General features: G+C 54.9%; 26 protein-coding genes. 14 read left to right on the top strand and 12 right to left on the bottom strand.

Annotation, left to right across the window (positions count from 1 at the left end; translation table 11 throughout):
- A partial coding sequence (locus ACKVOS_RS00750) for an enoyl-CoA hydratase-related protein (RefSeq protein WP_409210107.1) occupies nt 1–570 on the top strand: 570 nt, incomplete at its 5' end.
- Nucleotides 571–599: 29 nt separating this feature from the next.
- Nucleotides 600–1,238, top strand: coding sequence for a TetR family transcriptional regulator (locus ACKVOS_RS00745; RefSeq protein WP_409210106.1), 639 nt, complete (start codon nt 600–602; stop codon nt 1,236–1,238).
- Nucleotides 1,239–1,257: 19 nt separating this feature from the next.
- On the opposite strand, the gene ACKVOS_RS00740 is transcribed toward ACKVOS_RS00745, so the two are convergent.
- A complete protein-coding gene (locus ACKVOS_RS00740; RefSeq protein ID WP_409210105.1) occupies nt 1,258–2,451 on the bottom strand; it encodes a CaiB/BaiF CoA transferase family protein in 1,194 nt (397 codons plus the stop codon).
- Between the two features lie 75 nt (nt 2,452–2,526).
- On the opposite strand from ACKVOS_RS00740, the gene ACKVOS_RS00735 reads away from it, so the two are divergent.
- Complete coding sequence (locus tag ACKVOS_RS00735; RefSeq protein ID WP_409210104.1) at nt 2,527–4,020, top strand: hypothetical protein; 1,494 nt, start codon at nt 2,527–2,529, stop codon at nt 4,018–4,020.
- 49 nt (nt 4,021–4,069) lie between these two features.
- Complete coding sequence (locus ACKVOS_RS00730; RefSeq protein ID WP_409210103.1) at nt 4,070–4,504, top strand: DUF6491 family protein; 435 nt, start codon at nt 4,070–4,072, stop codon at nt 4,502–4,504.
- 20 nt (nt 4,505–4,524) lie between these two features.
- On the opposite strand, the gene ACKVOS_RS00725 is transcribed toward ACKVOS_RS00730, so the two are convergent.
- The 3 genes from ACKVOS_RS00725 to ACKVOS_RS00715 all read right to left on the bottom strand — a co-directional run bounded on the left by ACKVOS_RS00725 (nt 4,525) and on the right by ACKVOS_RS00715 (nt 5,851).
- On the bottom strand, nt 4,525–5,178 hold the full coding sequence (locus ACKVOS_RS00725; protein WP_409210102.1) for a hypothetical protein: 654 nt from the start codon (nt 5,176–5,178) through the stop codon (nt 4,525–4,527).
- Between the two features lie 80 nt (nt 5,179–5,258).
- Nucleotides 5,259–5,450, bottom strand: a complete 192-nt coding sequence (locus ACKVOS_RS00720; RefSeq protein ID WP_409210101.1) for a helix-turn-helix transcriptional regulator — start codon at nt 5,448–5,450, stop codon at nt 5,259–5,261.
- A complete protein-coding gene (locus ACKVOS_RS00715) occupies nt 5,447–5,851 on the bottom strand; it encodes a hypothetical protein (RefSeq protein ID WP_409210100.1) in 405 nt (134 codons plus the stop codon). Before ACKVOS_RS00715 ends, ACKVOS_RS00720 begins: the two co-directional genes overlap by 4 nt.
- A gap of 186 nt (nt 5,852–6,037) precedes the next feature.
- Here ACKVOS_RS00715 and thrS point away from each other — a divergent pair, with 186 nt between their 5' ends.
- From thrS to ACKVOS_RS00700, 3 genes are all read left to right on the top strand, one after another.
- Nucleotides 6,038–8,038: a threonine--tRNA ligase gene (gene thrS, locus ACKVOS_RS00710; protein WP_409210099.1), complete on the top strand. Its 2,001-nt coding sequence runs from the start codon at nt 6,038–6,040 to the stop codon at nt 8,036–8,038.
- Between the two features lie 14 nt (nt 8,039–8,052).
- Nucleotides 8,053–8,790: a sulfite exporter TauE/SafE family protein gene (locus tag ACKVOS_RS00705; RefSeq protein ID WP_409210098.1), complete on the top strand. Its 738-nt coding sequence runs from the start codon at nt 8,053–8,055 to the stop codon at nt 8,788–8,790.
- Between the two features lie 104 nt (nt 8,791–8,894).
- Nucleotides 8,895–9,614 (top strand): CHAP domain-containing protein, encoded by a 720-nt coding sequence (locus tag ACKVOS_RS00700; RefSeq protein WP_409210097.1) that lies wholly within the window; start codon nt 8,895–8,897, stop codon nt 9,612–9,614.
- 3 nt (nt 9,615–9,617) lie between these two features.
- Here the strand turns inward: ACKVOS_RS00700 and uvrB are convergent, their stop codons facing one another.
- On the bottom strand, nt 9,618–11,804 hold the full coding sequence (uvrB, locus tag ACKVOS_RS00695; protein ID WP_409210096.1) for an excinuclease ABC subunit UvrB: 2,187 nt from the start codon (nt 11,802–11,804) through the stop codon (nt 9,618–9,620).
- Between the two features lie 173 nt (nt 11,805–11,977).
- Between uvrB and ACKVOS_RS00690 the strand changes: the two genes are divergently transcribed.
- The 6 genes from ACKVOS_RS00690 to ACKVOS_RS00665 are packed head-to-tail and all read left to right on the top strand — an operon-like array spanning nt 11,978 to nt 16,326.
- Complete coding sequence (locus ACKVOS_RS00690; protein ID WP_409210095.1) at nt 11,978–12,520, top strand: DUF3617 domain-containing protein; 543 nt, start codon at nt 11,978–11,980, stop codon at nt 12,518–12,520.
- On the top strand, nt 12,517–13,071 hold the full coding sequence (locus ACKVOS_RS00685; RefSeq protein WP_409210094.1) for a DUF3617 domain-containing protein: 555 nt from the start codon (nt 12,517–12,519) through the stop codon (nt 13,069–13,071). The genes ACKVOS_RS00690 and ACKVOS_RS00685 overlap by 4 nt, the downstream gene beginning before the upstream one ends.
- Complete coding sequence (locus ACKVOS_RS00680; RefSeq protein WP_409210093.1) at nt 13,068–14,225, top strand: serine hydrolase domain-containing protein; 1,158 nt, start codon at nt 13,068–13,070, stop codon at nt 14,223–14,225. Before ACKVOS_RS00685 ends, ACKVOS_RS00680 begins: the two co-directional genes overlap by 4 nt.
- A 31-nt stretch (nt 14,226–14,256) precedes the next feature.
- Nucleotides 14,257–14,646 (top strand): VOC family protein, encoded by a 390-nt coding sequence (locus ACKVOS_RS00675; RefSeq protein ID WP_409210092.1) that lies wholly within the window; start codon nt 14,257–14,259, stop codon nt 14,644–14,646.
- Nucleotides 14,643–15,977: an amidohydrolase gene (locus ACKVOS_RS00670; RefSeq protein ID WP_409210091.1), complete on the top strand. Its 1,335-nt coding sequence runs from the start codon at nt 14,643–14,645 to the stop codon at nt 15,975–15,977. Before ACKVOS_RS00675 ends, ACKVOS_RS00670 begins: the two co-directional genes overlap by 4 nt.
- A gap of 25 nt (nt 15,978–16,002) precedes the next feature.
- Nucleotides 16,003–16,326 (top strand): HNH endonuclease, encoded by a 324-nt coding sequence (locus ACKVOS_RS00665; protein ID WP_409210090.1) that lies wholly within the window; start codon nt 16,003–16,005, stop codon nt 16,324–16,326.
- Here ACKVOS_RS00665 and ACKVOS_RS00660 read toward each other — a convergent pair.
- From ACKVOS_RS00660 to ACKVOS_RS00645, 4 genes are all read right to left on the bottom strand, one after another.
- A complete protein-coding gene (locus ACKVOS_RS00660) occupies nt 16,323–17,333 on the bottom strand; it encodes a TerC family protein (RefSeq protein WP_409210089.1) in 1,011 nt (336 codons plus the stop codon). The genes ACKVOS_RS00665 and ACKVOS_RS00660 overlap by 4 nt on opposite strands.
- A gap of 72 nt (nt 17,334–17,405) precedes the next feature.
- Nucleotides 17,406–17,603 carry a DUF465 domain-containing protein gene (locus ACKVOS_RS00655; RefSeq protein WP_409210088.1) on the bottom strand — a complete coding sequence of 66 codons (198 nt, stop codon included), beginning with the start codon at nt 17,601–17,603 and terminating at the stop codon, nt 17,406–17,408.
- 245 nt (nt 17,604–17,848) lie between these two features.
- On the bottom strand, nt 17,849–18,688 hold the full coding sequence (dapD, locus tag ACKVOS_RS00650) for a 2,3,4,5-tetrahydropyridine-2,6-dicarboxylate N-succinyltransferase (RefSeq protein WP_409210087.1): 840 nt from the start codon (nt 18,686–18,688) through the stop codon (nt 17,849–17,851).
- Nucleotides 18,685–19,359: a pyrimidine 5'-nucleotidase gene (locus ACKVOS_RS00645; RefSeq protein ID WP_409210086.1), complete on the bottom strand. Its 675-nt coding sequence runs from the start codon at nt 19,357–19,359 to the stop codon at nt 18,685–18,687. The genes dapD and ACKVOS_RS00645 overlap by 4 nt, the downstream gene beginning before the upstream one ends.
- A gap of 432 nt (nt 19,360–19,791) precedes the next feature.
- Between ACKVOS_RS00645 and ACKVOS_RS00640 the strand changes: the two genes are divergently transcribed.
- Nucleotides 19,792–22,194 (top strand): S8 family peptidase, encoded by a 2,403-nt coding sequence (locus tag ACKVOS_RS00640; protein WP_409210085.1) that lies wholly within the window; start codon nt 19,792–19,794, stop codon nt 22,192–22,194.
- A gap of 22 nt (nt 22,195–22,216) precedes the next feature.
- Here the strand turns inward: ACKVOS_RS00640 and ACKVOS_RS00635 are convergent, their stop codons facing one another.
- The 3 genes from ACKVOS_RS00635 to ACKVOS_RS00625 are packed head-to-tail and all read right to left on the bottom strand — an operon-like array spanning nt 22,217 to nt 24,206.
- Complete coding sequence (locus ACKVOS_RS00635; RefSeq protein WP_409210084.1) at nt 22,217–22,573, bottom strand: HesB/IscA family protein; 357 nt, start codon at nt 22,571–22,573, stop codon at nt 22,217–22,219.
- On the bottom strand, nt 22,570–23,028 hold the full coding sequence (locus tag ACKVOS_RS00630) for a DUF59 domain-containing protein (RefSeq protein WP_409210083.1): 459 nt from the start codon (nt 23,026–23,028) through the stop codon (nt 22,570–22,572). Before ACKVOS_RS00630 ends, ACKVOS_RS00635 begins: the two co-directional genes overlap by 4 nt.
- Nucleotides 23,025–24,206 (bottom strand): aminotransferase class V-fold PLP-dependent enzyme, encoded by a 1,182-nt coding sequence (locus ACKVOS_RS00625; protein ID WP_409210112.1) that lies wholly within the window; start codon nt 24,204–24,206, stop codon nt 23,025–23,027. The genes ACKVOS_RS00630 and ACKVOS_RS00625 overlap by 4 nt, the downstream gene beginning before the upstream one ends.
- Nucleotides 24,207–24,301 lie beyond the last annotated feature (95 nt).

Raw genomic sequence — 24,301 nt, 5'->3', positions numbered from 1 at the left:
CGCATCTTTCAATGCAAAAAGCCGGTCATTGGCGCGATCAATGGTGCGGCGGTCGGCATAGGTGCAACGATGCAGCTGCCGATGGATTTCCGGCTGGCAAGCGACACCGCCCGTTTTGGTTTTGTGTTTGCAAGACGCGGGATTGTGCCTGAAGCGGCGTCGAGCTGGTTTTTGCCCCGTCTGGTGGGTATGCAACAAGCGTTAGAATGGTGCATGACTGGTAGGGTCTTTGATGCCGCCGAAGCACTTGCCGGAGGGCTGGTTCGGTCGGTCCATGCGCCGGGCGACTTGTTGGCCGCAGCAACACAGCTGGCCCGTGAAATCGCAGACAATACCGCGCCGGTGTCGATTGCCCTGACACGCGCGATGCTGTGGCGCTTGCCTTCTGCCGACCATCCGATGGCCGCGCACCAGATTGACAGCCGGGCGATTTACCGCCGCGCACGTTCGGGCGATGCCGCCGAAGGGATCGCCAGCTTCCTTGAGAAGCGAGCGCCCATTTATCCCGATAAAGTATCCACAGATTTGCCAGACTTCTTTCCTTGGTGGGATGAACCTGTCTATAAGTGACGCTACGGCAGGGATGGGATTGGGAGCATATGGCCAGCATTGGACCAAAATTAGTGAACGAGATACCGGATAACGGAAATGCCCGCGATCAACTGATCGAGGCAGCCAGCCAGATTATGCGGGAAGGCGACACGATAGACTTGTCCCTGTCGGAGCTGTCAATGCGGGCGGGGCTGAACAGTGCGCTGGTCAAATATTATTTCGGCAACAAAAATGGATTGATGCTGGCTCTGCTGGATCGCGATATGGGGAATATCGTACATGGCCTTGGCGCGCTTGTGGCCAAAGATATGCCGCCGGAGGAGAAACTGCGTTTGCATATCGGCGCGGTCATCGACACCTATTATGCCTATCCTTATCTTAACCGGTTGCTGATGCGGATGGTCCGCGATAGCGCCCCGGTAGAGGCGGCACGGATCGCCGATCTTTATCTGCGCCCTATTTCCAAGGCGTATGAAGATCTGATCAGCGAAGGCGTGCGGGTGGGTAAATTCCGTAAAATCGACCCACAATTTTTCTACTTCACGGTAACAGGTTCCGCCGACCGCTTTTACTCGTCCCGACTTGTGCTTCGGCATTGCTATAATCAGGATGATTTCAACGAGAACATGCGCGATCGGTACCGCGAACATACAATTGATCTGATTATGCGGGGACTATTGGCCTGAAATTGGATTCAGAGCGGGATTACAAACCCAATGCCGCCCTTATTTCCTCTCCATCGGCATCCAGCATTGGCGGGTGTGCATAATTTACCACAGGGGTTCCGGCATAGTGAACAGGATGCTTCATGGTGCGATATTTGCCGATATCGGGGCTTTCGCGTTCCTCAAAAAAGCCGACGTCTGCAAGATGCGGATCGGTCAGCACATCTGCCATGCGGTTATATTTCATCGCCGGAATGTCATTTTCCGCCAACAGGTCCAACCATTCGGCGGTTGTTCGTTCGGCGGTGACTTCTTCGATTAACGCATAGAGCTCGCCAGTATGTTTGGTCCGTTCCTGGTAGGTTGAAAAGCGCGGGTCGTCGAAAACGCCGGGCCGACCGCCCAGTTCAAAAAACGTCGCCCATTGCCGGTCATTATAGGGAACGATGGCAATAAAACTGTCCTTGGTCGGATAAGGCCGACGCCGCGGATTGACCGAGCGTGTATAGCCCATCCGTCCGTTGCCGGGAATGAAGGTTTCGCCCCAGAGATTTTCGACCATATGAAACCAGGTAAAGCATTCGAACATTGGAACCTGCACAAATTGGCCACCTTGTCCTCCCGCCCGGGCCAGCAACGCGGCCATAGTGGCGTTGGCTGCGAACAGACCACTGACCTTATCAGCAACCAGCGAAGGCGCGTAGGTGGGCCGCCCTCCATCACGTTGTTCGCTTAAGGCGGCGAAGCCCGAGGCGGCCTGAATGAGATCATCATAAGCCTGCCGCTCGCCATAGGCCCCCCCTGCGCCAAAACCGGCGCAATGCACATAAACGATATTGGGGTTGATCGCTTTGACCGCATCATAGCCAAAACCAAGGCGTTCCATGCCGGCCATACGGACATTATGGATGAATACGTCCGCCTCTTCGAGCAACGCTTCGAGTACGGCTTTGTCTTCGGGTTTCTTGATATTGAGATTGATCGCCTTCTTATTGCGGTTCAACGCAGAAAAGATGGGACCATGTTGCTTGGTCGGCGAATCGCCCGCATGGCGCATCAGGTCGCCCGGCGTATTACCTTCGCTATTTTCGATCTTGATGACTTCCGCGCCCAGATCGGCGAGCTGCACCGTCGCATAAGGCCCCAAAACCACGGTCGCCATGTCGACCACCTTGATGCCCTTTAACGGTCCTGTCGGTTCTGTGTCCCATGTCAATTTTGGCCAGGCTGCCATTGCGCTCTCCTTTATCCTTGCATCGACTGCTAGCATATTTAAGCGTACAGTTAAGAACTTTGTGAGAGGATTTTTGTGGCTGATTTTGATGCAAATGCACCCGTCATCATTGGCGTAGGCGAAGCAAGCCGTAAGACGGTGCCGGGGGAATGGCCTTGTCCGGTCGATCTGGCGGGGCACGCGATCAAGGTTGCGTTGGCCGATACGGGTCAGGCACATGCAGTTTCTGCCGCAATCAACACCATTGCCGCTATTCGGACATTTGAAGATAGCGGCTTATCGCTGGGCACCGGTTCCCCCGACAATGTACCCGAAGCATTTGGTGCAGCAGGCGGGATCCGTGCGGACCGGCTGATTTACGCGGACGTCGGCGGCCAAAGTCCGCAGGCCATGGTCCACGAATTGGCAGGAGCAATCCGGCGCGGGGAAACGCAGGTTGCGATCATTGTCGCCGCAGAGGCGACTGGCACGGCCAAGCGGGCGCGCAAGGCAGGGATTGAACTGGACTGGCGCTTGCCGTCGCAAACGGCATTCGATAATCGCCTGTCCAGTTCTCCCATCCTCAGCCGCAACGAAATCCGGCACGGGATTATTTCCATGCCCTTGGCCTATTCGCTTTTGGAAAATGCGCGGCGGTTGGATTTGGGAATGTCGCGAGAGGATTATCTTGTCCATATGGCCGAATTAGGGGCTGCGATGTCGGCCAAGTCACTGACCCGCGAACATGCCCAATTCGCAAAGCATTTTACGGTGCGTGATCTGGTGCGTGACCATGAAAGTGATTATCGTCTGACCGACATCTATCGTCGCTGGCGGGTTGCCCAAGACGCGGTCGATCTGGGCGGTGCCATTATTTTGTCCAGTGCAGGCAAGGCGCGCGAAATGGGTGTGGCCGATGACAAGATGGTCTGGCTTGCAGGGGCCAGCGAAACCAAAGAGCCGCCCTATAGCGAACGTGACGACATAACGCACGCCAACGCGCTGGATTTCGCCTTGCACGCTGCGTTGGACCAGGCAGGAATCGCTGCAACCGATCTAGGTCCTGTCGACATTTACAGTTGTTTCCCGGTCGCCGTTTACGGGGCGGTCGATACTTTGGGCGACCCCATGCGTTCGCTGGGGAATTATACGCTAACCGGTGGCCTTAACTTTTTTGGCGGCCCCGGAAACGGCTATGCCACCTATAGCATAGCCGCCATGGTCGATGCTTTGCGAAGCGATGGTTCAAAACCCGCGATGGTAACCGCCAATGGTGGCGTCATGTCAAAACAGGCGGTCGGTATTTATACCGCTTACCAACCCGCGCAGCCGTGGATGGGTGACGTCGCAACTGGATATCATGCCAAATCGGTCGAACTGGACAGTGCGCCCCAAGGCAAAGGTAAAATCCTGACCTATGCCCGGCCTGTGTCAAAGGACCAGATAGGTGCCGCGACGCTCGTAATTGCGATGGAAAATGGCGCAAGGGCCCTGGCTGTGCTTGAAGATGTACCCGATATCGACCTTAGCGGCGTGATCGTAAATGTGACGCCGCAGGAAAAAAGGCATAGCGCTACTATATATTGCTAATCTGCCATTCAGGTTCATAATGTGATGTATCCGTCCAAGGAGACATATCATGCAAAGCAAACTGATTCTCGCATTGGCCATTCCCGTTTCGGCAGCCCTCGCCCTCGCCGCGTGTGGACCGGTTGATAGCACGCCCAAGCCCCTGACCGACAAGCAATCGGTTCGGCTCACTAAAGAGCTTGCGGGGAAGGTTGCGGGTGCACCTGTGAATTGCATAAGCGATTTTAACGGCACGAACGTCATCCGCATCAGCGATGATATTCTGCTCTACCGAGTCTCTGGCCGGCTGGTGTATAAGAACACCCTGCGCGGCGGGTGCCCCGGCCTTGCCAATGACAATGATATTCTGGTTACCGAACAATTTGGCGGCCAGAAATGCCGGGGCGACCTTATAAAGTTGCTCGACCGGACCAGTGGAATCCCGGGGCCAGTGTGCAGCTTGGGCGAATTTGTTCCCTATCGCAAGGAAAAGTCGGGCGGATAATCCGTCGGATCGGTTCGTGATTAACTCTGGAATGTCATTGGACCGGTGTGGCTGATACCGGGTCCAAGATAGGCGTGAATGTCGAAACCGGCGCGCGTGACGCGGCTGCAAAAGCTGTAATCTTCCGAAAGATGACCAAGCTTGTCATCTGTTATATTGTTGAAAAAGCCATAGGTTTTTTGGCTAAAATTAGGCATGCGCGTGTGCATTGGCATGGCGATGCCCTTTTCGACCATAGCCTCCAATACAGCGTGTTTTAGCACATAAAAGCCCGTGCCAATAAATTGCACTTTGCCGATTGTGCCATATTCGGGATTTGTCGGATTGGATTGCGTCCCGACATAGGGTGCGGCCGCGAATTGCGCTTCATTGCCGCGTTTACCGGATAAGACCGCATTTTCAAACGCCCTTAAGTCAAGCGTTCGTTGCGGCTGGTAAACGGCCAAAAAATCCGCATCATGGTTTAACAGCCTTTCGAGGACCGCCATTTCAATTCCGATGTCATCGTCAATCCCGATAAACACATCGTGACTGCTCTGCAAAAAATGGGCAGCCAGAACATTTCGGGCCGTTGCAACTTCGGCATTTGAAACACTGACAAAGCTATAGTCAATTTGTCGATGTTTGAAAATAAGACCCAAATTCATCAACGTCGTCGTCGTTTCAACAGACATGGAACCGCGCCCTGATGGGACACCGATGAGGACGGACATGCAAATCACCTCTAAAACATGTGACGCGCGCGCATCCCCATCTACGCACGCAGAAATATAGCCTCTATAGACAATCCGAAAACATCTGCAATTCGGAACGCCAAAGGCAATGACGGGTCATATTTCCCCGTTTCGATTGCGTTGACAGATTGTCGCGATACACCGAGCGCATCGGCCAAATCCTGCTGGTTCCAATCGCGCTCGGCGCGCAAAACTTTTAAACGGTTCTTCATGCTTTCCAACGCACGATCGCGCCCGCGATACCAAGTGCTGCGAACCAGATGACACCCATCCATTGCGGCCCAGTCAACACCACATCATAGACTTGCAGAAACTGCCAAACCGTCACGATCACGAGTGTCATAGCCGTCGCAAGCAATGTCTGTTTGGCAAAAAGCAAACGTTGATATTCGTCATCGGTTTCGACCAGCAATCGAAATATTGCCCAGAAAACGCCAATAATCGGAAACGCGGTTATCAACGCCAATCCTATAAGTGTGGCTTGCGAATGGAGACCTCCATTGCGCGCAAAAAACAGGCTGCTGGTCAAGATTATGACATAGGCGGCCATGAACACCATAATCCGTATCGTGTAACGCCGCATATAGGGCGCCATCTTGTTCTTTTGTGGCATGTCAAAGACCCTTTCATTAAAGACAAGTGTACTTTACTTTAATGAAGTGAAATGTCAAGCACCCTTTCCATTTTTTCAAAATATAGAAAATTGTGTGCCAATTCCCCTGTTTCTGCAGGGTTGCGGCTTTGGGTGAGGGCTGGCAAAGGAGCGCTTCTTAAAATTTTTAGAAAGTCAGTCTTTCCCATGTCCGAGATGATCCGCGTCACCCTTCCCGATGGCTCCGCCCGTGAAGTGCCTTGCGGAACCACCCCAGCGGATATTGCCGCAGCAATTGGTCCGGGTCTTGCCAAGGCCGCACTTGCTGCGCGCGTGGATGGTGAGGTGCGCGACATCATGCGGCCTTTGGATAGCGATACCCAGCTGGCGCTGATTACCGCGAAGGATGAAGGCGATGCCCTTGAACTGGCGCGGCATGACTTTGCGCATATTCTGGCCGAAGCGGTTCAGGCGCTGTTTCCCGGAACCCAGATTACGTTTGGGCCTGCGACCGACGACGGTTTTTACTATGATGTGATGGCGCCTGCCAGCCGTGGGCCGTTCACGCTCGACGACCTGCCCGTCATCGAAGAAAAGATGCGCGAGATTATCCGAGCCGACAAGCCGTTGCGCCGTGAAGTCATGTCCCGTGACGCGCTGATCGCGACATGGGCGGCGGCAGGCGAAAGTTTCAAGGCCGAATGGGCGCGTGAATTGCCCGACGGCGAAGAACTGACGGTGTACTGGTCGGGTGATGACTGGATGGACATGTGCCGCGGGCCGCATTTGGCGTCGACCGGAAAGCTGGATCCGCAAGCATTCAAGCTGACGCGCGTAGCCGGTGCCTATTGGCGTGGCGACCAGAACAATGCCCAGCTGAGCCGCATCTACGGCACCGGCTGGCTCAATAAGAAACAGCTTGATGCGCATCTGGTGCGCCTCGAAGAAGCGGCGAAACGCGACCATCGTCGTTTGGGTCAGGATATGGACCTGTTCCATTTGCAACAAGAGGCGCATGGCTCGGTATTCTGGCATCCAAATGGATTTACCATATGGCGTCAGCTTGAATCTTATATGCGCCGCGCCATTGATGCGACCGGCTATCAGGAAGTCAAAACGCCGCAGGTGATGGATGCGCGGCAGTGGGAACAGTCGGGCCATTGGGGCAAATATCGCGAAAATATGTTCGTGATCCCCGATGAAGTTCCGAATGTGGATGATGAAGGTCCGGTGATTTCGGGCGACGCCGACTGGATGGCACTGAAGCCGATGAACTGTCCGGCGCATGTGTTGATATTCCGGCAGGGCATCAAATCCTATCGCGACCTTCCGCTGCGGCTTTATGAAAATGGGTGTTGCCACCGGAACGAGCCGCATGGCGCGTTGCACGGATTGATGCGGGTGCGACAGTTTACACAAGACGACGCCCATATCTTTTGCCGCGAAGACCAGATTGTCGCCGAAGTGCAGGATTTCTGTGCGCTGGCGGACCGGATCTACAAGGATTTCGGCTTTAGCTATTCGATCAAGCTCGCGCTGCGTCCCGAAAAGCGGTTCGGTTCCGACGCAGATTGGGACAAGGCGGAAAACGAACTGCGCGATGCGGTGGCGCGCGCGGGACTCGCAACCCCGGAATATGGTTGGGAAGAATTGCCCGGCGAAGGGGCTTTCTATGCGCCTAAGCTGGAATGGCATCTGACCGACGCCATTGGGCGCACATGGCAGGTGGGGACGATCCAGTCGGACCGCGTACTGCCCGAACGGCTGGACGCAAGCTATGTCGGTGAAGATGGCGCCCGCCACCGGCCCGTCATGTTGCACCGTGCGATTTTTGGCTCTTATGAACGGTTTATCGGTATCTTGATCGAGCATTATGCCGGCCGGTTCCCGGTCTGGCTGGCACCCGTGCAGGCGGTGGTTGCCACGATTATATCGGACGCCGACAGCTATGGCGCTCAAGTTGTTGAACGGTTGCGCGCCGCTGGCCTTCGGGTCGAAAGCGATTTCCGCAATGAGAAGATCAATTATAAGGTGCGCGAACACAGCCTTGCAAAAGTCCCACATCTGCTGGTTGTCGGTATGCGGGAGGCAGAAGAAGGCAAGGTCGCGATCCGCTCTTTGGGTTCTGATGGCCAACGGATCATGACGTTGGACGAGGCGGTTGAAATGCTGACCAAAGAAGCAACACCACCGGATTTGCGCGTATAAATCCAATCGATATCTTGGCGGGAATTGACCCTGTCATGTTGGCAGCGGCTGCGACGATGACCTTTGGCGCGGCCTATGTCCGTGGCCTTACCGGTTTTGGTATGGCGATTATCCTGGTTCCGTTATTGGGGCTGATCGTGACGCCAGCCGAAGCCGTTGTACTTGGCATATTGTTGCAAGTGTTGATCGGACCGGTCGGTATCAAGATAATATATGCAGACGCGCACCGCAAAAGCGCACTTTCCATTGCGGCCTATGCCGTTATGGCGACGCCACTTGGTATATGGCTTTTGCAGCAAACTGCGCCCGACGTAGCTCGTGTGTTGATTGTCATGATCGCTATTGGAGCGTTCATACTTGTATTGTTACCACCGCGTGGCGAATTGCGGCCGGGGCCCAAGGAAACGGCACTAACCGGCATCGCTTCCGGGATATTGACGGGGTTTGCTGCCATGCCCGGGCCACCGGTTGTGCCATATTATCTGCGCCAACCCATTCCGCCCGCAGAAGCGCGGGCGTCGATGATGCTCGTCTTTTTTGCCACAGCGATTGCCGGGACCATTTCATCCGTTGCGCTTGGTTTGGCCAGTTGGCGGCTGCTTTTACTATCATTGATATTGTTCCCCCCAATGCTTGCCGGCAATTGGCTGGGGGCGAGATCATTCGGCAAGATTCCGGCGCACATCTGGCGCTTGTTTGTTGCGCTAACTTTGGGATTGGCCGCGATTTCGGCGGTATTTAGGTTATTCTAACTGTAGTCGGGTCCTCGCCCTTAACGGCCTGTTCATTCTTATTCTCTCAGCGTTAACCATATGCCTTAGGCCGAAATTTGTGATCTTAATTTATCACATTTTACATGAAAGCGGCATTCCTGACCCTACTTCTTTTGGCATCACCAGCGTTCGCGTTGAACGAAGGTCTGCAATGCGTGCCCTATGCCCGGGCTTTGTCGGGTGTGACCATATATGGTGACGCCCATAGCTGGTGGGGGCAGGCCGAGGGCAAATACGCACGTGGTAATGCGCCTGAAGTGGGCGCCGTGCTGGCGTTCCCGCCCCATGGCAATATGCGCCTAGGCCATGTCGCGGCGGTCCGGCGCATATTGGATGACCGGACTATCGTCATCAGCCACGCCAACTGGTCTACTATCGGCGGTGTGCGCGGTCATATTGAAGAAGACGTCCGCGCGGTCGATGTGTCCGAAGCGAACGACTGGAGCCGCGTCCGCGTCTGGTACACCCCCAATGAAGCGCTCGGAAGTACGGAATGGCCGGTGCACGGCTTCATCTATCCCAAACAGCGCCGCAGCGAAGCCGAAGCACGCAAGGCCGTTGCGATGCTGCTGAAAGACCGCGTCATTCCCGCCTTGCCTGCTGCCACACCCGTGCGCATGGCCGAAGCCGAAAAGCCGCCAATCAAATCGGCTGCGGTCAAAACGGGATTTGGGCTTTCGGGCGATCTGCTGAAAGACATTGATCGCAAGGCAGCCAAAGAAACGAAAGCGTCGGCTGCCCCGGCAAAGTCGGTACGCCTTGCTTCGGTTGAAAAGCTGATTGCGAAGCTGCCGAAAAGCTAAAGACTAGCGCCCGAACTTCTTCTGCACCTTGCCGTAGCGCATCTTGCGTGTTCCCGGCTTGCCTTCTTGCGCCCTTCCTACAGGGGCTGCCACTTGCATATCGGTGGGTAGGCCCAATTCGGTCGCCTCCAGCGAGCGGATTTCGTCGCGCAACCGTCCGGCTTCCTCGAATTCCAGATCTGCGGCCGCCGCACGCATTTTCTTTTCCAGTTCTTCGATATAGGCGCGCAGATTGTGGCCGACCAGATTGTTGGCCCCTTCGGCATCGATCTCCACCAACACCGAATCCCGGCTGGCGGTGTCGGCAACGATGTCGTGGATATTCCGCTTGATGGTGGCAGGGGTAATGCCGTGCAGCACATTATACTCGCGCTGCTTTTCGCGGCGCCGGTCGGTTTCCCGGATGGCGCGTTCCATGCTGCCCGTCATGCGGTCGGCGTAAAGAATGACCCGCCCGTCGACATTACGCGCCGCGCGGCCGATGGTCTGGATCAGGCTGGTCTCGCTGCGTAAGAAGCCTTCCTTGTCGGCATCCAAAATGGCGACCAATCCGCATTCGGGAATGTCGAGGCCCTCGCGCAACAGGTTGATGCCGACCAGCACGTCATAGACACCGCGCCGCAAATCGCGGATGAGTTCGATACGTTCCAATGTCTCGACATCGGAATGCATGTAGCGCACCTTCAACCCTGCTTCGTGCATGAACTCGGTCAGGTCTTCCGACATCCGCTTGGTCAGGGTGGTGACCAGCGTCCGGTATCCGGCCTCCGCCGTCTTGCGGCATTCGTTGATACAATCCTGCACCTGGTCCTCGACCGGTTTGATCTCGACCGGCGGGTCAATCAGGCCGGTGGGCCGGATCACCTGCTCGGCAAAGACGCCGCCCGATTGCTCCATCTCCCATCCGCCGGGGGTTGCCGAGACGCACACGGTCTGCGGGCGCATCACGTCCCATTCGTTGAAACGCAGCGGGCGGTTGTCGATGCAACTGGGCAATCGGAATCCATATTCGGCCAAAGTCAGTTTGCGCCGGTGGTCACCCTTCGCCATCGCGCCGATTTGCGGCACGGTCTGATGGCTTTCATCAACAAACAACAGGGCGTTGTCGGGAAGATATTCGAACAGCGTCGGCGGCGGTTCGCCGGGTAGGCGGCCGGTCAAAAAGCGCGAATAATTTTCGATGCCAGCACAGGACCCGGTGGCGGCAATCATTTCCAGATCAAATTGTGTCCGCTGCTCCAACCGTTGTGCCTCCAGCAATTTGCCTTCGGACATCAGTTCTTTCAGCCGTTCGGACAGTTCGAATTTGATCGCCTCGCTCGCCTGCTTCATCGTCGGACCGGGGGTGACATAATGGCTGTTGGCATAGACGCGCACGCTGTTCAATTTGACGCCGGTCGTGCCTGTCAGCGGATCAAATTCGGCAATTTCTTCAATCTCGTCGCCGAAGAAACTGATGCGCCATGCCATATCTTCATAATGGCTGGGGAAGATTTCCAGATTGTCGCCCCGCACCCGAAAATTGCCACGGGTAAAGGCGGTGTCGTTCCGTTTATACTGCAGCGCGACCAGTTTACGGATCAATTCACGTTGATCGACATTCTCGCCCTTTTTCAGGTCGAAGATCATCGCCGAATAGGTCTCGACCGAACCGATGCCGTAAATGCAGGACACCGATGCCACGATCAGCACGTCATCGCGTTCGAGGAGTGACCGTGTTGCCGAGTGCCGCATCCGGTCAATGGCCTCGTTTACCGACGACTCCTTCTCGATATAGGTATCGCTGCGCGGGACATAGGCTTCGGGCTGGTAATAGTCATAATAGCTGACAAAATATTCGACGGCATTGTCGGGGAAAAAGCTTTTGAATTCGCCATAAAGCTGCGCCGCCAAAATCTTGTTCGGCGCCAGGATCAGCGCCGGACGCTGCAATTCTTCAATGACCTTGGCCATCGTGAAGGTTTTGCCGGAGCCTGTTACACCAAGTAAAACCTGATTTTTCTCGCCTGCCAATGCGGTTTCCGCAAGTTCCCGAATGGCGGTGGGCTGATCCCCTGCCGGTTCATAATCCGACACTATGCGAAAGGGCTTTCCGCCCTCCATCTTGGGCGGACGATCGGGCTTGTGCGGGATAAAGCTGCCTACCGTATCCGGTTCTTCCAACCCGCGGCGGATAATGAGTTCGGCCATGTTCGCGTTATGTACTTTTTGGATGAAAGGGGCAAGAGGGAAGCGACCAGCATAGTGACTAAATTTTACGGCAAGGTATCACTTTTGCATTGTAGTTCTTTTTATCCCTGTTGCCTTTTGGTCGTCGCAGGGACACAAAGCGGACATCAAAGTATAAACGGGAGGAAAAACCCATGCGTAAATTTCTGGTCTTAGCTGTGGCCGCGCTTGCCATTTCGGCATGTTCTGAAAAAGGTGCGGATGCCGATGGCGATGGCAAGATTTCCGATGCCGAAGCAAAGGCCGAGATGTCCGACGGCGGTTCGATGGCGATGAAGCCGGGCGAGTGGGAAGTGAAAATCAGCTTCAACAAGATTGACGCACCCGGAATCCCCGCTGAACTGCAGGGTAAGATGAAGGAGCAAATGGGCAAAGGCATGACCCAGAAAAGCTGCCTTACACAGGAACAGGTTGATAAGCCTGGTGGCGATTTCTTCGGTGCACCTGCCGAGGCAAATTGCACGTTTCAGGAGCTAAAACGCAACGGCGACAGCATGAAAGTTGCGATGACGTGCAAGCCTGCGGGCAATATGACAATCAAGAGCAAAATGGACGGAAAATTCGCCGCCGAAACCTATACGATGAATATCGATCAAAGCACAGAAGGCACGCCCATGGGCGCGGTTAAAATGACCGGAAAAATTGAAGGAAAGCGCGTAGGGGATTGTCCGGCATGAACCGTCTCTGGGTCGCAACAGGGGTGGTGTTCGTGCTGATATCGTTGGCGTCCTGTTCGGATAATGGCGCCGACAAGGATGGCAATGGGGTTATCGATAGCCAGGAACGCGCCGCCGAAATGGATTATGATGCATTTGTGCCGATGAAAGCCGGGCTTTGGGAAACCAAATTTGTGTTTTCTGATCTCAACGTGCCCACTTTGGGCAAGTCGGAAAAAAAGCAGATTATGGATGAAATTGCCAAAAATGCTTCGAGCCGCAGTTGTTTATCCCAAGCCGAAGCAAAAAAGCCCGGCGCGGATTTTTTCGGCGGTGATGGTGCTGAAAAATGCCTTTACAAAGCCTTTGATGTATCCGGACAGAATGTACGCATGAAGCTGAGTTGCGGTATGGACGGCATGGGTACTCTCGATATGGAGCTGGCCGGGGTCATGGGCGAAACCTCGTTTAACTATGAAAGCGCTGTGGATGTCCGCCTGCCTATGATCGGCAAGGTCAAAATGAAAGGCAATGCAATCGGTCGATATGTCGGAGATTGCCCGGCGGAATGATCGGCAGATACCATTTTTTTGCAGGCATGAAGCTGCTGGGATTGGCTCTGTCGATCATAGCTTTACCCAATACGGCTTTCGCAAAAGACAGGGTTAGTGGCGAAATTCGCCCTGCAAAAGTCTGGATCGATTTTACCGTTTCGACTATTTCGACCCGCTTTGCCCAAGGCCATGCCGGTGTGGCGGATCGATTGGTAACGGGTGATGACCCGGTCCGGATGGCATCGATTTCGAAATTGATTGTTGCCCTGACTGCGATGCGCCTGGTTGATCAGGGAAAGCTCGACATTGATCGAGATGTGAATGCCTATCTCGGCTGGTCAGTCCGCAACCCCGCTTTTCCAGACGCACCGATAACGTTGCGCTATTTATTGTCGCATCGCGCCGGTCTTCGCGATTCCGTTGATTATATCATTCCGTTAGACGGCGATCTGTCGGCTGTTTTGTCGGCACATGCAGCGTGGGAATTGCAGTACCCGCCCGGACACTATTTTAGCTATGCCAACATAAATTCACCTTTGATTGCCGCGGTTTTGGAAGGCGCGACGGGACAGCGGATTGATCGTTTGATCGCACAATTGGTGCTGGAACCGTTAAAGATGGATGCCTGCTTCAACTGGGGTGCAGGATGTAGTGAAGGCCGCCGTGCGAAAGCAGTGACATTGTTAAGACCCAATGGCGATTTGGCACGTGACGCCCCTTTGGTGGGAAACGAGATGTGTTCGGTTTCCCCTGCCTCCAACGGCAGTTGCGATGTCGAAAAACTCTACAAACTGGGCCGCAACGGTTCGGCGTTTAGTCCACAGGGCGGATTGCGCATTTCGCCGCGCGATCTGGCAAAGATCGGCCAGCTTCTGCTGAAAGACGGCGCGCCGCTGCTCTCGCCTAAATCCTTTGCAGAGATGTTAGGTCCTGTCTGGACCTTTGACGGCAGCAATGGTGATGACGATAAAGGTTATTTCAAGGCCTATGGTTTGGGTATACATTGGCTGGACGACGGCAAAGGCGGGAAATGGATCGGCCATGTGGGTGAGGCCTATAGCCTGCGTGCCGGTTTCTGGGTGAACCGGTCGACCGGCAAGGGCTTTGTGCGTTATGTCACGATGGTGGATGAATTCGCACCGGTTGGCCATTGCTTCGACCAATGCCCGTGATAGAGTTACCCGAACCGGAGGGAGAAGATACATGCTGGGATATATCACATTAGGATCAAATGATCTGGCGGCGGCCGAGGCTTTTTACAGCAATCTGGTGCCCGTGATCGGTGGGAAAGAGCTGATGCGCTTTAGCGACAGCTTCATTGTTTACGGCGTCAGCCTCGATAAGGCGGGCATCGCCATTACCACTGCCTATAATGGCGAACCGGCGATGCCGGGAAACGGGAATATGGCGGCGATTGTCGTGCGCGATCGGGCGCAGGTGGATGCGATGTACCACAAGGCAATGGAATTGGGCGGCACATGCGAGGGCCCTCCGGGATTGCGCGGGGAAGAAGGACCGATGGCGTTCTACGCGGCTTACTTCCGCGATCCCGATGGTAATAAGATATGCGTCTATAGGATGGGGCCAGCATGATGAAAAAAACGATGATATTGGCGTTGCTTGGCGGCGCTCTTTTGACCGCGCCGGTAACCGCGCGTCCGGACTATTCGGCTTCGGTGAAGGCCGATTATGACAAGTCGCTGGCCGCTTTGTGGGACCATTTCCACCGCAACCCCGAACTTTCTTTCCGCGAGTTTAAGACCGCCGCAAGGATGGCGCAGGAATTGCGCGCTGTTCCGGGCATGGTGGTGACCGAAAAAGTCGGCGAGACTGGCGTCGTGGGTGTTTTGAAAAATGGGGATGGCCCCGTGGTTCTGGTACGTGCAGATATGGACGGGCTTCCGGTTCAGGAACGTTCCGGCCTCGCCAATGCTTCAACCGTTCGACAGGTCGGTGTAGATGGTCTGGAAATGCCGGTCATGCACGCATGTGGCCATGACGTGCATATCACCTCGCTCGTCGGCACGGCGCGGCAATTGGCCGCTTTGAAGAATCGGTGGAAAGGGACCGTCATATTCATAGTGCAGCCCGCAGAAGAACGTGTTGGCGGTGCGGATGCGATGATCAAAGATGGTTTGTATACCCGTTTTCCCAAACCGGATTACGCACTGGCGTTCCATGTTGCGGCGGAGCTGGAAACCGGAAAGATTGCCGCTTCGGAAGGGATCCAATATTCATCGGCCGACAGCGTCGATATCCGCGTCCCGGGTATAGCGACTCACGGTGCAGCTCCGCAACTAGGGCGTGATCCGGTCTATATAGCTTCGCAAATTGTCGTTGGACTTCAGTCGATCATCAGCCGGGAAAAAGGTCCATTGGAGCCAGGCGTGATAACCGTCGGGGCTTTCCACGCCGGAACCAAGCATAATATTATTTCCGAATTCGCCGATCTGCAAGTTACCGTTCGCGCAAACAGTCAAGACGTGCGCGACAAGCTAATCGCTTCCATCGAGCGGGTTGCGGTCGGCATTGGCCGCGCGCATGGATTGCCAGAGGACAAGCTTCCGATCGTGAAGGTCAATGAATCGACACCCGTCACCGTCAATGACGCGGCGCTGGCGCGGCGGTTGAATGGGGCCATCGCCAAGGCATTGGGCGACGATGTCGTTGTACCATTCCGTCAGACGAACATGGGGGCGGAGGATTTTGCGTTCTTTGTTGATCCGAAGTTTAACATTCCGGGCTATTATTTTGGCGTCGGCGGAACTGCGCCGGAATGGATTGAAGCTGCGAAAAATGGGGGTAAACCTGTTGCAGGCCATCATTCTCCTTTGTTCAAAATCGATCCGGAACCTTCCGTGCGGCTTGGAATAGAAGCGATGACAGCTGCCGTGCTTGATCTGCTTGGCACGACAAAAAGCTGATGACCTACAAAAGGCGATAGACCGGATGGCACGTAAATCGCGCGATTGGATGGACGATGAAGAATCGGCGGCAGACGCACCGATACTGACATGTTGGCTCTGTGGTCGCGAAATGGGCGAAATCACCGAATGGCACCATCCGGTTCCCAAAAGCCGGGGCGGAAAATCGCGAGAACCCGTGCACCCGATCTGCCACCGCACCATCCACGCGAATTTTAGCAATAGTGATCTGGAAAAACGATTTTCGACTGTCACGGCGCTTTTGGCGCATGAAGAAATCGGGCGGTTTGTGGCGTGGATTGCCAACAAACCGCCCGACTTTAATGCTCCGACGAAAGACCGTCGTTAGCTATGTGCTGCAGCCTCCTCGCCCTTGGTTTTCCAAAGCGAGTAGAATATGCCACCGAGGATTAGACCGAAGGTCACCGCAAGACTTAACACCGGCGGGAACTTGTCGCCGCCCAGGATGAAGTCGGACACGAATATCTTCGAACCGATGAACACCAGAACCAGCGCGAGGGCATATTTTAGATAATGGAAGCGATGGACCATTGCGGCGAGTGCGAAATATAACGCGCGCAGGCCCAAAACGGCCATGATGTTCGATGTGTAAACGATGAACGTATCCGTTGTGATAGCAAAGATTGCCGGGACTGAATCGACCGCGAACACAAGATCCACGACATTGATGACCACCAACGCGAGAAACAACGGCGTTGCGGCCAAGGCCAGCTTTCCGGTCTTTGTGTCGGGAACGCGAACGAAGAATTTTTGCTCGTGCAGTTCCGGCGTGACGCGCATGAGGCGTGATATGAGCTTGACCGCTGGATTGTTTGCCACATCCATCGGCTTATCGCTGGCAAACAGCATTTTGACGCCCGTCGCAATCAAGAACAACGCAAAAATATAGAGCACCCAATAGAATTGCTCGACCAACGCAGCTCCTAAAGCAATCATGACGCCGCGTAGGACGATAACGCCAATGATGCCCCATAACAGTGCTCGATACTGATATTTTGGTGGGATCGAAAAGGTTGTAAATATCAGGCCTATGACGAAAATATTATCGATCGACAGCGCCTTTTCGATGAAAAAGCCGGTATAATATTTCATCGTAAGGTCGGCACCGATCTCGGTGCCAAATGCGGCTGTTTTCTGGAAATAGACCCACACGCCAAAGGCCAACGCGATACTGATGTAGAATGCCGACAGCTTCAAGCTTTCGCCAATTCCCATCTCGCGGTCTTCTTTATGCAAGATGCCGAGATCGAATGCCGTCAAAGCTACGACGAGCCCGAGAAAAGCCATCCAGAACCAGACCGGCGTTCCCAGCCAGTCCATCGTTAAAAATTCCATTTTATGTTCCCTGTTTGCACGTCAACAGGCACCATATGAAAATATCATATGGTGCCCGAAGAATGGCCGGTTTTATATTTTCTGAAAATGCGAACGATTGCTTGCAAAACGTCGTGCTGCGCTAGTCTGAAGTCGGTCCTTTACCACCAATTTCAGGCGCTTCAGTTTCTGGATACGGAACAGATCCGGCCACCGCATTTTCAACTCTGCGCGCAGTTCCCGGTCCAGCTTTTGATGAAATTGCATCAGACGGAATGATGATAATGTCATAAATACATCCTCTTTGAACTAAATTGGGTTCAATCGGATGCTCCGGTCACCGGAAAGGTAGCGTTTCAGGGTTTGGAGGGAGGGAACCACCAAGCCAGTGCACCGGAGACATCCGATGCGGCCGACATCACGTTGCTTCAAAAAAGAAGCGAGCGCCAGAGGGGCCCGGTCCGCTCTTCTTTAATGGAGCGATTCGCTCCGATTTGCAATAGGGAATTTTTGACGCCGATACGCGACTAAACGTCCTAATCCCTCAGCAGGTCGTTAATTGCCGTCTTTGCGCGGGTTTGCGCGTCGACACGTTTGACAATAACCGCGCAAGACAGGCTGGGTCCGGGGCTGCCATCGGGCAAGGGCTTACCTGGCAATGAACCGGGAACCACAACCGAATAGGCGGGAACCCGTCCCACAAAGACTTCGCCAGTCGTGCGGTCGACAATCTTGCTTGTCGAGCTGATGAACACGCCCATGGACAAAACAGCGCCTTCTTCGACAATTACGCCTTCAACGACTTCGGAGCGCGCACCGATGAAACAATTGTCTTCAATGATGACCGGGCCTGCTTGTAATGGTTCAAGTACGCCGCCAATCCCTACGCCGCCCGACAAATGCACGTTCTTCCCAATTTGGGCACAGCTGCCGACGGTCGCCCATGTGTCGACCATCGTGCCTTCGTCCACCCGTGCGCCGATATTGACGAAACTGGGCATAAGGACCACATTTTTAGCAATATGACATCCATGTCGCGCAACGGCACCTGGTACAACCCGGAATCCGGCGTCACGAAAACGGTTTTCGCCCCAGCCAGCAAATTTCGATGGAACCTTGTCATAGGCGGGCGCACCTGATGCGCCGCCATTAACGACGACATTGTCGTTCAAGCGGAATGATAACAACACGGCTTTTTTAAGCCATTGATTGACCTGCCAATCTCCATTGTGTTTTTCCGCCACCCGAAACCGGCCGTCGTCCAGCCCGGCCAACGCCGCTATCACAGCATCGCGAATTTCGCCCTGCGTCGCTGCGCTGATCTGGTCCCGCGCGTCCCACGCGTTATCGATTATTGCGGATAGCTGCTGTGTCATAATGTTCTTTCGAGGTTTTGAATTGACGACAGCCAATCGGCCACGTCGGCAATTTCATGATCAATATGTTCGAGGTCGCCGCTGCTATCAGCTTCGCCCTCGTGTTTCACCCAAATAGTTTTCATTCCCATCGCTTTGGCAGGGATCAGATTCTGGGGTGAATCTTCAACAAAAAGCGATGTCTGCGCGGTGATCTCAAGTTCTGCGCATAAGGCAATGTAGCTGTCGGGATGTGGCTTTGGCAGATGACCCATTCGGTGAATGTCGAAAATATCCTCGAACAAATCGTCCAACCCGCGCGCCGTCAACACGCGATGGGCATATGGCGCGTCGGCATTTGTAAATATCAACTTTCGGCCGGGTAATCCCTCGATTTGCGTGCGTAATAAAGGCGCGGGCTCTAGCAAAGACAAATCGACATCATGAACAAAATCGAGATAAGCATGTGGCTCCACATCATGTTCTTGCATTAAGCCACCCAAGGTCGTTCCGTATTTCTTCCAATATTGGTGTCGGATCAGATGTGCTTCTTGTGCGTCGATTCTAAAAAAGTCCTGCACGAATAGCGCGATTCTATCGCGGACCTGTGCCATGATACGCGCTTCGGGCGGATACAGAGTCAGGTCAAGATCGAAAATCCAGGTATCGATATGGGAGAAGGTCTGATGCATCGGATTTTGCCTAAACTGCTATCCAATTTTTCTCAACACGTCTTAGGGTCAGAACCTATTAAAAGCACTTGCGACGCGTCAAAATGGCGAAGGTATCGGACCAAATTGCGCGCCGTCAGGCAGCCATTCTGCCTGCAAGCGCAATTTGGTTCGAGATCAAAGCCATTTTGACGTCCGAAGGATTTGACCCATTTTGCCCATGGCTGCGTCAGAAAGCCTTGAGATATATTCATATCCCTGCGGCTTCCTTCCTTGCCCTGAGCAAAATGGCCTCAAACCTCGTAAGTGCTTTTAATAGGTTCTGACCCTAGGGTCAGGACCTCAATTGGACCAATTTAGTAAGGTTAATCGATTCTGGTGCAAATGATCTTAAGTTTTTCGAAAGTGATGCCGTCTTATCTAATTCCACTCTGAAAAAAGGCTGACCCGGCTATGAAACAAGCGCATAAAAACAATAGGATTGCAATCGGCTCTTCGATTATCTTTGCCCTTAGTTTGTCGGCTTGCGGCGGTGGTGGCGCGGGCGGTGGCGGGGTGAGTTCGACGCCTCCCCCTCCGCCAGCCCCTACGGTTGTTTTGCCTCCTCCACCTCCGCCGCCGCCGCCACCCCCACCCCCACCTCCGCCGACCACCAACTTCGCCACGATGGAATATAATCGATCAGATGGTCCGGGTTTCCACAACGCCATAACGGCGTATCAGGCTGGCGCATCGGGCGCTGGCGTTACCGTGGGCGTTATCGATTCAGGTATTGATCCCAACAGCCACGAATTTGCCGGAAGAATTCATGCCCAATCGGGCGATGTGACCGGAGCAGGCCGCGCTTTGGGAGATGAAGACGGACATGGCACCGAAGTATCGCGGGTTATTGCCGCTGCAAAAGATGACCGCGACACGCACGGCATTGCCTTTAACGCAACCATATTATCGCTGCGTGCGGATCAGGCCGGCAGTTGCACAACGCCCGCTGCCGGCGAAGATGAAGCCAGTTGCTCATTCTTTGATTCTTCGATCGCGGCCGGTATCAATCGTGCAACCGATAATGGTGCGCGTGTCATCAACATATCATTGGGTGGTGCTGGCGGAGCAAATGCGGCCCTGCGAAATGCGATCAATCGCGCTACCCTGGCCGGTATCGTCATTGTGGTTTCCGCAGGGAACGAAGGCAACAGCACCGCGCCTGAATTCGATCCGAATAACCCAAGCCCGTTTGCTCAGGCATTGGTTGCGAGCGGCAATGGACTGGTTATCATTTCCACGTCAGTTGACGATCAAAACGTGATTTCGGATTTCAGCAACAAGGCAGGTGTTTCGCAAAGCACGACCCTGTCGGCGCTGGGTGAAGGAATCTGTTGCGAATATGTAAATGATACCATCAATCGTATCCAACAAAATGGCCAGACCCTTGTCCGTGTTTTTAATGGTACATCATTTTCAGCGCCTCAAATTGCGGGTGCCGCTACATTGTTGGCGCAAGCATTCCCGAATCTGACTGGTCAGCAGATTGTCAATCTTTTGCTGACCAGTGCGCGTGATGCGGGCGCAACGGGCACTGATGCAATATATGGGCGCGGTATATTGGATATTGCGCGCGCCTTTGCCCCTGTTGGAACGACGTCATTGGCAGGAACAACGACCGTGGTACCTGTCGCAGGAAATGGCGGTACGACATCGGGTCCGATGGGTGACGTGGCTCTGTCCAACCGGCCGATTAACGCGGTTATACTGGACAGCTATGGCCGGGCCTATGACATAGATCTGGCGCACGGGTTAAATGCTGCGACGCCCAAATTGCGCCTGACGCCAGCCCTCGTTGATCAGGGGCGTTCGGTCAGTTTGGCTGTTGGTACAGCCCAGATCGCTTTTTCGATTAGCGCAGCATCAACTGGAGCCGCCAATTTACTGCCTTTGGCGCTATCGGACGGACAGCAAAAACAGGCTCGTGTTCTGGCCGGGCGGGTCAGTGCGGCCATTTCGCAGGATTTGCGTTTCAGTCTGGGAATCAGACAGGCCGCATCTGCACAAGTTGCTGCCCTGCAGGAAATGCACAGCGGCGCGTTTTTAACCGCAACCGAGGCGCGCCTCGACGGTGGGTTTGAACGCCAGCCGGGCAGTTCAGTCGCGTTGCGGCGGCAGTTGGGAGCATTTGGCCTGACCGGTAGCGTCGAAACGGGCGATGCACGTCTGTTCGAACGTGCGGGCGCTGAATTTGACCGCAATGGTCATCGTAAATATCCCTACGCAACGCTCGGTCTGTCAGTGGACCGGCAGGTCGGCCCGGTAAAATTTGCGCTTGGTGCCAGTTGGATGCGGGAGGATGAAACGATCCTCGGTTCGCGTTTTGCCCAGTTTATCGGCCAGAATGGCGCGCGCACACTGTTTGTAGATGGTAATGGTGAACTGGCTTTAGGCGCAGGCTGGAGTCTTGGCGCAAGTTGGCGGCAAGGCTGGACTTATGCCAATAGTGGCGCTGCGATCTCGGGGCAAAGCCAGTTGAGCAGCAACGCATTCTCGTTTGATATCGCCCGCATCAATGCCTTTGCCAGCGGCGACCGATTGGCGTTACGGGTCGCGCAACCCTTGCGTGTTTCGGGCGGTGGACTGGCGCTGAATGTGCCTATATCCTATGATTATGCAACGCTGACGCCGACATTTGGGACACGCCGGTTCAGTTTGGCACCATCGGGACGCGAAATCGCGAGTGAGGTAGCCTGGACCGTGCCAATTTCCGGTGGCTATTTTTCGTCCAACCTATTCTGGCGGCAGGAACCGGGGCATTACGAAAATCTGTCCGACGATGTCGGTGTGGCTTTCCGGCTACAATATGATTTTTAGGTCCTGACCGCAGGGTTCGATTTCAGACGGTAAAGCTTTCGCCGCAGCCACAGCTGCCGGTGGCATTGGGATTGTTGAATACAAAACCAGCGGCGAATTCGTCTTCCACCCAGTCCATCGTTGAACCGACCAAATAGAGGACTGACCCTCCGTCAATATAAAGCACACCGCCGGGCGTCTCGATTTTCTCGTCAAAAGCGACCGCCTCGGTGACATAATCGACCGAATAGGCAAGGCCGGAACAGCCGCGCCGCGGTGTGGACAGCTTGACCCCTATCGCATCGGCGGGGGCTTTGGCCATCAACTCGGCAATGCGTGCTTCTGATGCGGGTGTCAGCATGACTGCGGCGGGCCGTGCACGGGTTTTGATATCGTTCATAGCATTCCAAGCTCCAAGCGGGCTTCGTCTGTCATATTGGCAGGGCTCCATGCGGGTTCCCAGACCAAATTGACTTCAGCATCGCCTATTCCGGGCACCGCCCCCACGCGCAATTCTACCTCTCCGGGCATGGATTCGGCGACCGGGCAATGCGGTGTGGTCAGCGTCATCGAAACCAGCGCATGGCCATTGTTGATCTCGACATTGTAGATCAGCCCAAGATCATAGATGTTAACCGGAATCTCCGGATCGTAAATTTCCTTTAGCGCGGCAATGACAGCCTCATACAAGTCACCTTCAGGCTCTCCGGCGGAAGGTGCGGTGGGTTTCTGGGCAAGGAAACCTTCCAGATAATCTTTCTTGCGCTCAAAGGTTTCGGATGCGTTTTCCACCCGCGCTTTGGCTGGCTTTTCTACGCTACCAACTTCTTCAATGCGGATGCCATCGTCGCTCATCCGAAAATCCTCTTCACTCTTTCAAGGCCGCGCACCAAGGCCGCGACATCGCTTTCATCATTATAAATACCGAAACTTGCCCGCGCGGTTGCAGGGACACCCAGATGGTCCATCAACGGCTGCGCGCAATGGTGGCCGGCACGGATGGCCACGCCTTCTTCATCCAAAATGGTGCCGATGTCATGGGGATGCACCCCTGCCATCGAAAAAGACACAATTCCGGCCGACTTTTCCGGCCCGAAAAGCGTGATCGAATTGATGCTCCGCAACGCATCCCGTGTCTGCGCGGCAAGGGCGCTTTCGTGCGCGAAAATATCTTCAGGGCCTATGGCGTCGACAAAATCTATGGCCGTGTGCAGGCCAAGGACCTCGATAATCATCGGCGTCCCAGCCTCGAACCGGGAAGGGGCCGGGGCATAGCTAGTCTTTTCAAAGGTCACGCGGTCGATCATCGCGCCGCCACCTTGCCAAGGCGGCATGGACTCCAGCGTTTCCGCCTTTGCCCAGAGGATGCCGACACCTGTGGGGCCATAAAGCTTGTGGCCCGAAAACACATAAAAGTCGCAGCCGAGTTCGGCCATGTTGAGCCGCATACGTGGAGCCGCCTGGCATCCATCCAGCAAAAGCTTGGCGCCTACGGCATGGGCTGCCTTTGCCGCCCGCTTCACGCCCAGCACTGAACCCAGCACATTGGACACATGGGCCAGCGCGACCAGTCTGTGCTGCTCGGTCAGATTTTCTTCCAGCCAATCAAGGTCGATCAGACCGTCTGCCGTCAACGGGCACACATCAATGTGCGCGCCAACCTTTTCGGTGACCATCTGCCAAGGCACGATATTGCTGTGATGCTCCAACTGGCTGAGCATGATGCGGTCGCCCGCCTTCAGATGTGCGCCGCCCCAACTGTGCGCGACCAGATTGATACCCTCGGTAGCACCGCGCACGAAGACAATTTCGTTGGCAGAAGCCGCACCCATGAAGCGCGCCACACGCTCACGGGCGGCTTCGAACGCGACGGTCATATGGGCAGAGCGGGCGTAGACGCCCCGATGCACTGTCGCGTAATCGGTGCCGCCTGCGCGCATCATCGCGTCGAGCACGACCTGCGGCTTTTGCGCGGTCGCGGCGGTGTCGAGATAATGCCAGTTGTTGGCAAGACCGGGGAATTGATCCCTAATTCCGTTCGTGTCGAGCGCAGTCGAGACACCGTGAGGCTGCGCCCCACTGATGGGTGTCTCGACTGCGCTCGACACGAACGGAGAGGTGGTTGATT

This window comes from Sphingorhabdus sp., from assembly GCF_046154385.1.
Lineage (GTDB): Bacteria > Pseudomonadota > Alphaproteobacteria > Sphingomonadales > Sphingomonadaceae > Sphingorhabdus_B.
The sequence above is the reverse complement of the archived record's forward strand: the minus strand, read 5'-3'. Positions and strand labels throughout refer to the sequence as shown.

Coding starts and splice junctions, on each gene's coding strand:
- ACKVOS_RS00745 (WP_409210106.1), top strand. CDS start 600: ATGGCCAGCATTGGACCAAAATTAGTGAACGAGATACCGGATAACGGA.
- ACKVOS_RS00740 (WP_409210105.1), bottom strand. CDS start 2,451: ATGGCAGCCTGGCCAAAATTGACATGGGACACAGAACCGACAGGACCG.
- ACKVOS_RS00730 (WP_409210103.1), top strand. CDS start 4,070: ATGCAAAGCAAACTGATTCTCGCATTGGCCATTCCCGTTTCGGCAGCC.
- ACKVOS_RS00725 (WP_409210102.1), bottom strand. CDS start 5,178: ATGTCTGTTGAAACGACGACGACGTTGATGAATTTGGGTCTTATTTTC.
- ACKVOS_RS00720 (WP_409210101.1), bottom strand. CDS start 5,450: ATGAAGAACCGTTTAAAAGTTTTGCGCGCCGAGCGCGATTGGAACCAG.
- ACKVOS_RS00715 (WP_409210100.1), bottom strand. CDS start 5,851: ATGCCACAAAAGAACAAGATGGCGCCCTATATGCGGCGTTACACGATA.
- thrS (WP_409210099.1), top strand. CDS start 6,038: ATGTCCGAGATGATCCGCGTCACCCTTCCCGATGGCTCCGCCCGTGAA.
- ACKVOS_RS00700 (WP_409210097.1), top strand. CDS start 8,895: ATGAAAGCGGCATTCCTGACCCTACTTCTTTTGGCATCACCAGCGTTC.
- uvrB (WP_409210096.1), bottom strand. CDS start 11,804: ATGGCCGAACTCATTATCCGCCGCGGGTTGGAAGAACCGGATACGGTA.
- ACKVOS_RS00690 (WP_409210095.1), top strand. CDS start 11,978: ATGCGTAAATTTCTGGTCTTAGCTGTGGCCGCGCTTGCCATTTCGGCA.
- ACKVOS_RS00685 (WP_409210094.1), top strand. CDS start 12,517: ATGAACCGTCTCTGGGTCGCAACAGGGGTGGTGTTCGTGCTGATATCG.
- ACKVOS_RS00680 (WP_409210093.1), top strand. CDS start 13,068: ATGATCGGCAGATACCATTTTTTTGCAGGCATGAAGCTGCTGGGATTG.
- ACKVOS_RS00675 (WP_409210092.1), top strand. CDS start 14,257: ATGCTGGGATATATCACATTAGGATCAAATGATCTGGCGGCGGCCGAG.
- ACKVOS_RS00670 (WP_409210091.1), top strand. CDS start 14,643: ATGATGAAAAAAACGATGATATTGGCGTTGCTTGGCGGCGCTCTTTTG.
- ACKVOS_RS00665 (WP_409210090.1), top strand. CDS start 16,003: ATGGCACGTAAATCGCGCGATTGGATGGACGATGAAGAATCGGCGGCA.
- ACKVOS_RS00660 (WP_409210089.1), bottom strand. CDS start 17,333: ATGGAATTTTTAACGATGGACTGGCTGGGAACGCCGGTCTGGTTCTGG.
- ACKVOS_RS00655 (WP_409210088.1), bottom strand. CDS start 17,603: ATGACATTATCATCATTCCGTCTGATGCAATTTCATCAAAAGCTGGAC.
- dapD (WP_409210087.1), bottom strand. CDS start 18,688: ATGACACAGCAGCTATCCGCAATAATCGATAACGCGTGGGACGCGCGG.
- ACKVOS_RS00645 (WP_409210086.1), bottom strand. CDS start 19,359: ATGCATCAGACCTTCTCCCATATCGATACCTGGATTTTCGATCTTGAC.
- ACKVOS_RS00640 (WP_409210085.1), top strand. CDS start 19,792: ATGAAACAAGCGCATAAAAACAATAGGATTGCAATCGGCTCTTCGATT.
- ACKVOS_RS00635 (WP_409210084.1), bottom strand. CDS start 22,573: ATGAACGATATCAAAACCCGTGCACGGCCCGCCGCAGTCATGCTGACA.
- ACKVOS_RS00630 (WP_409210083.1), bottom strand. CDS start 23,028: ATGAGCGACGATGGCATCCGCATTGAAGAAGTTGGTAGCGTAGAAAAG.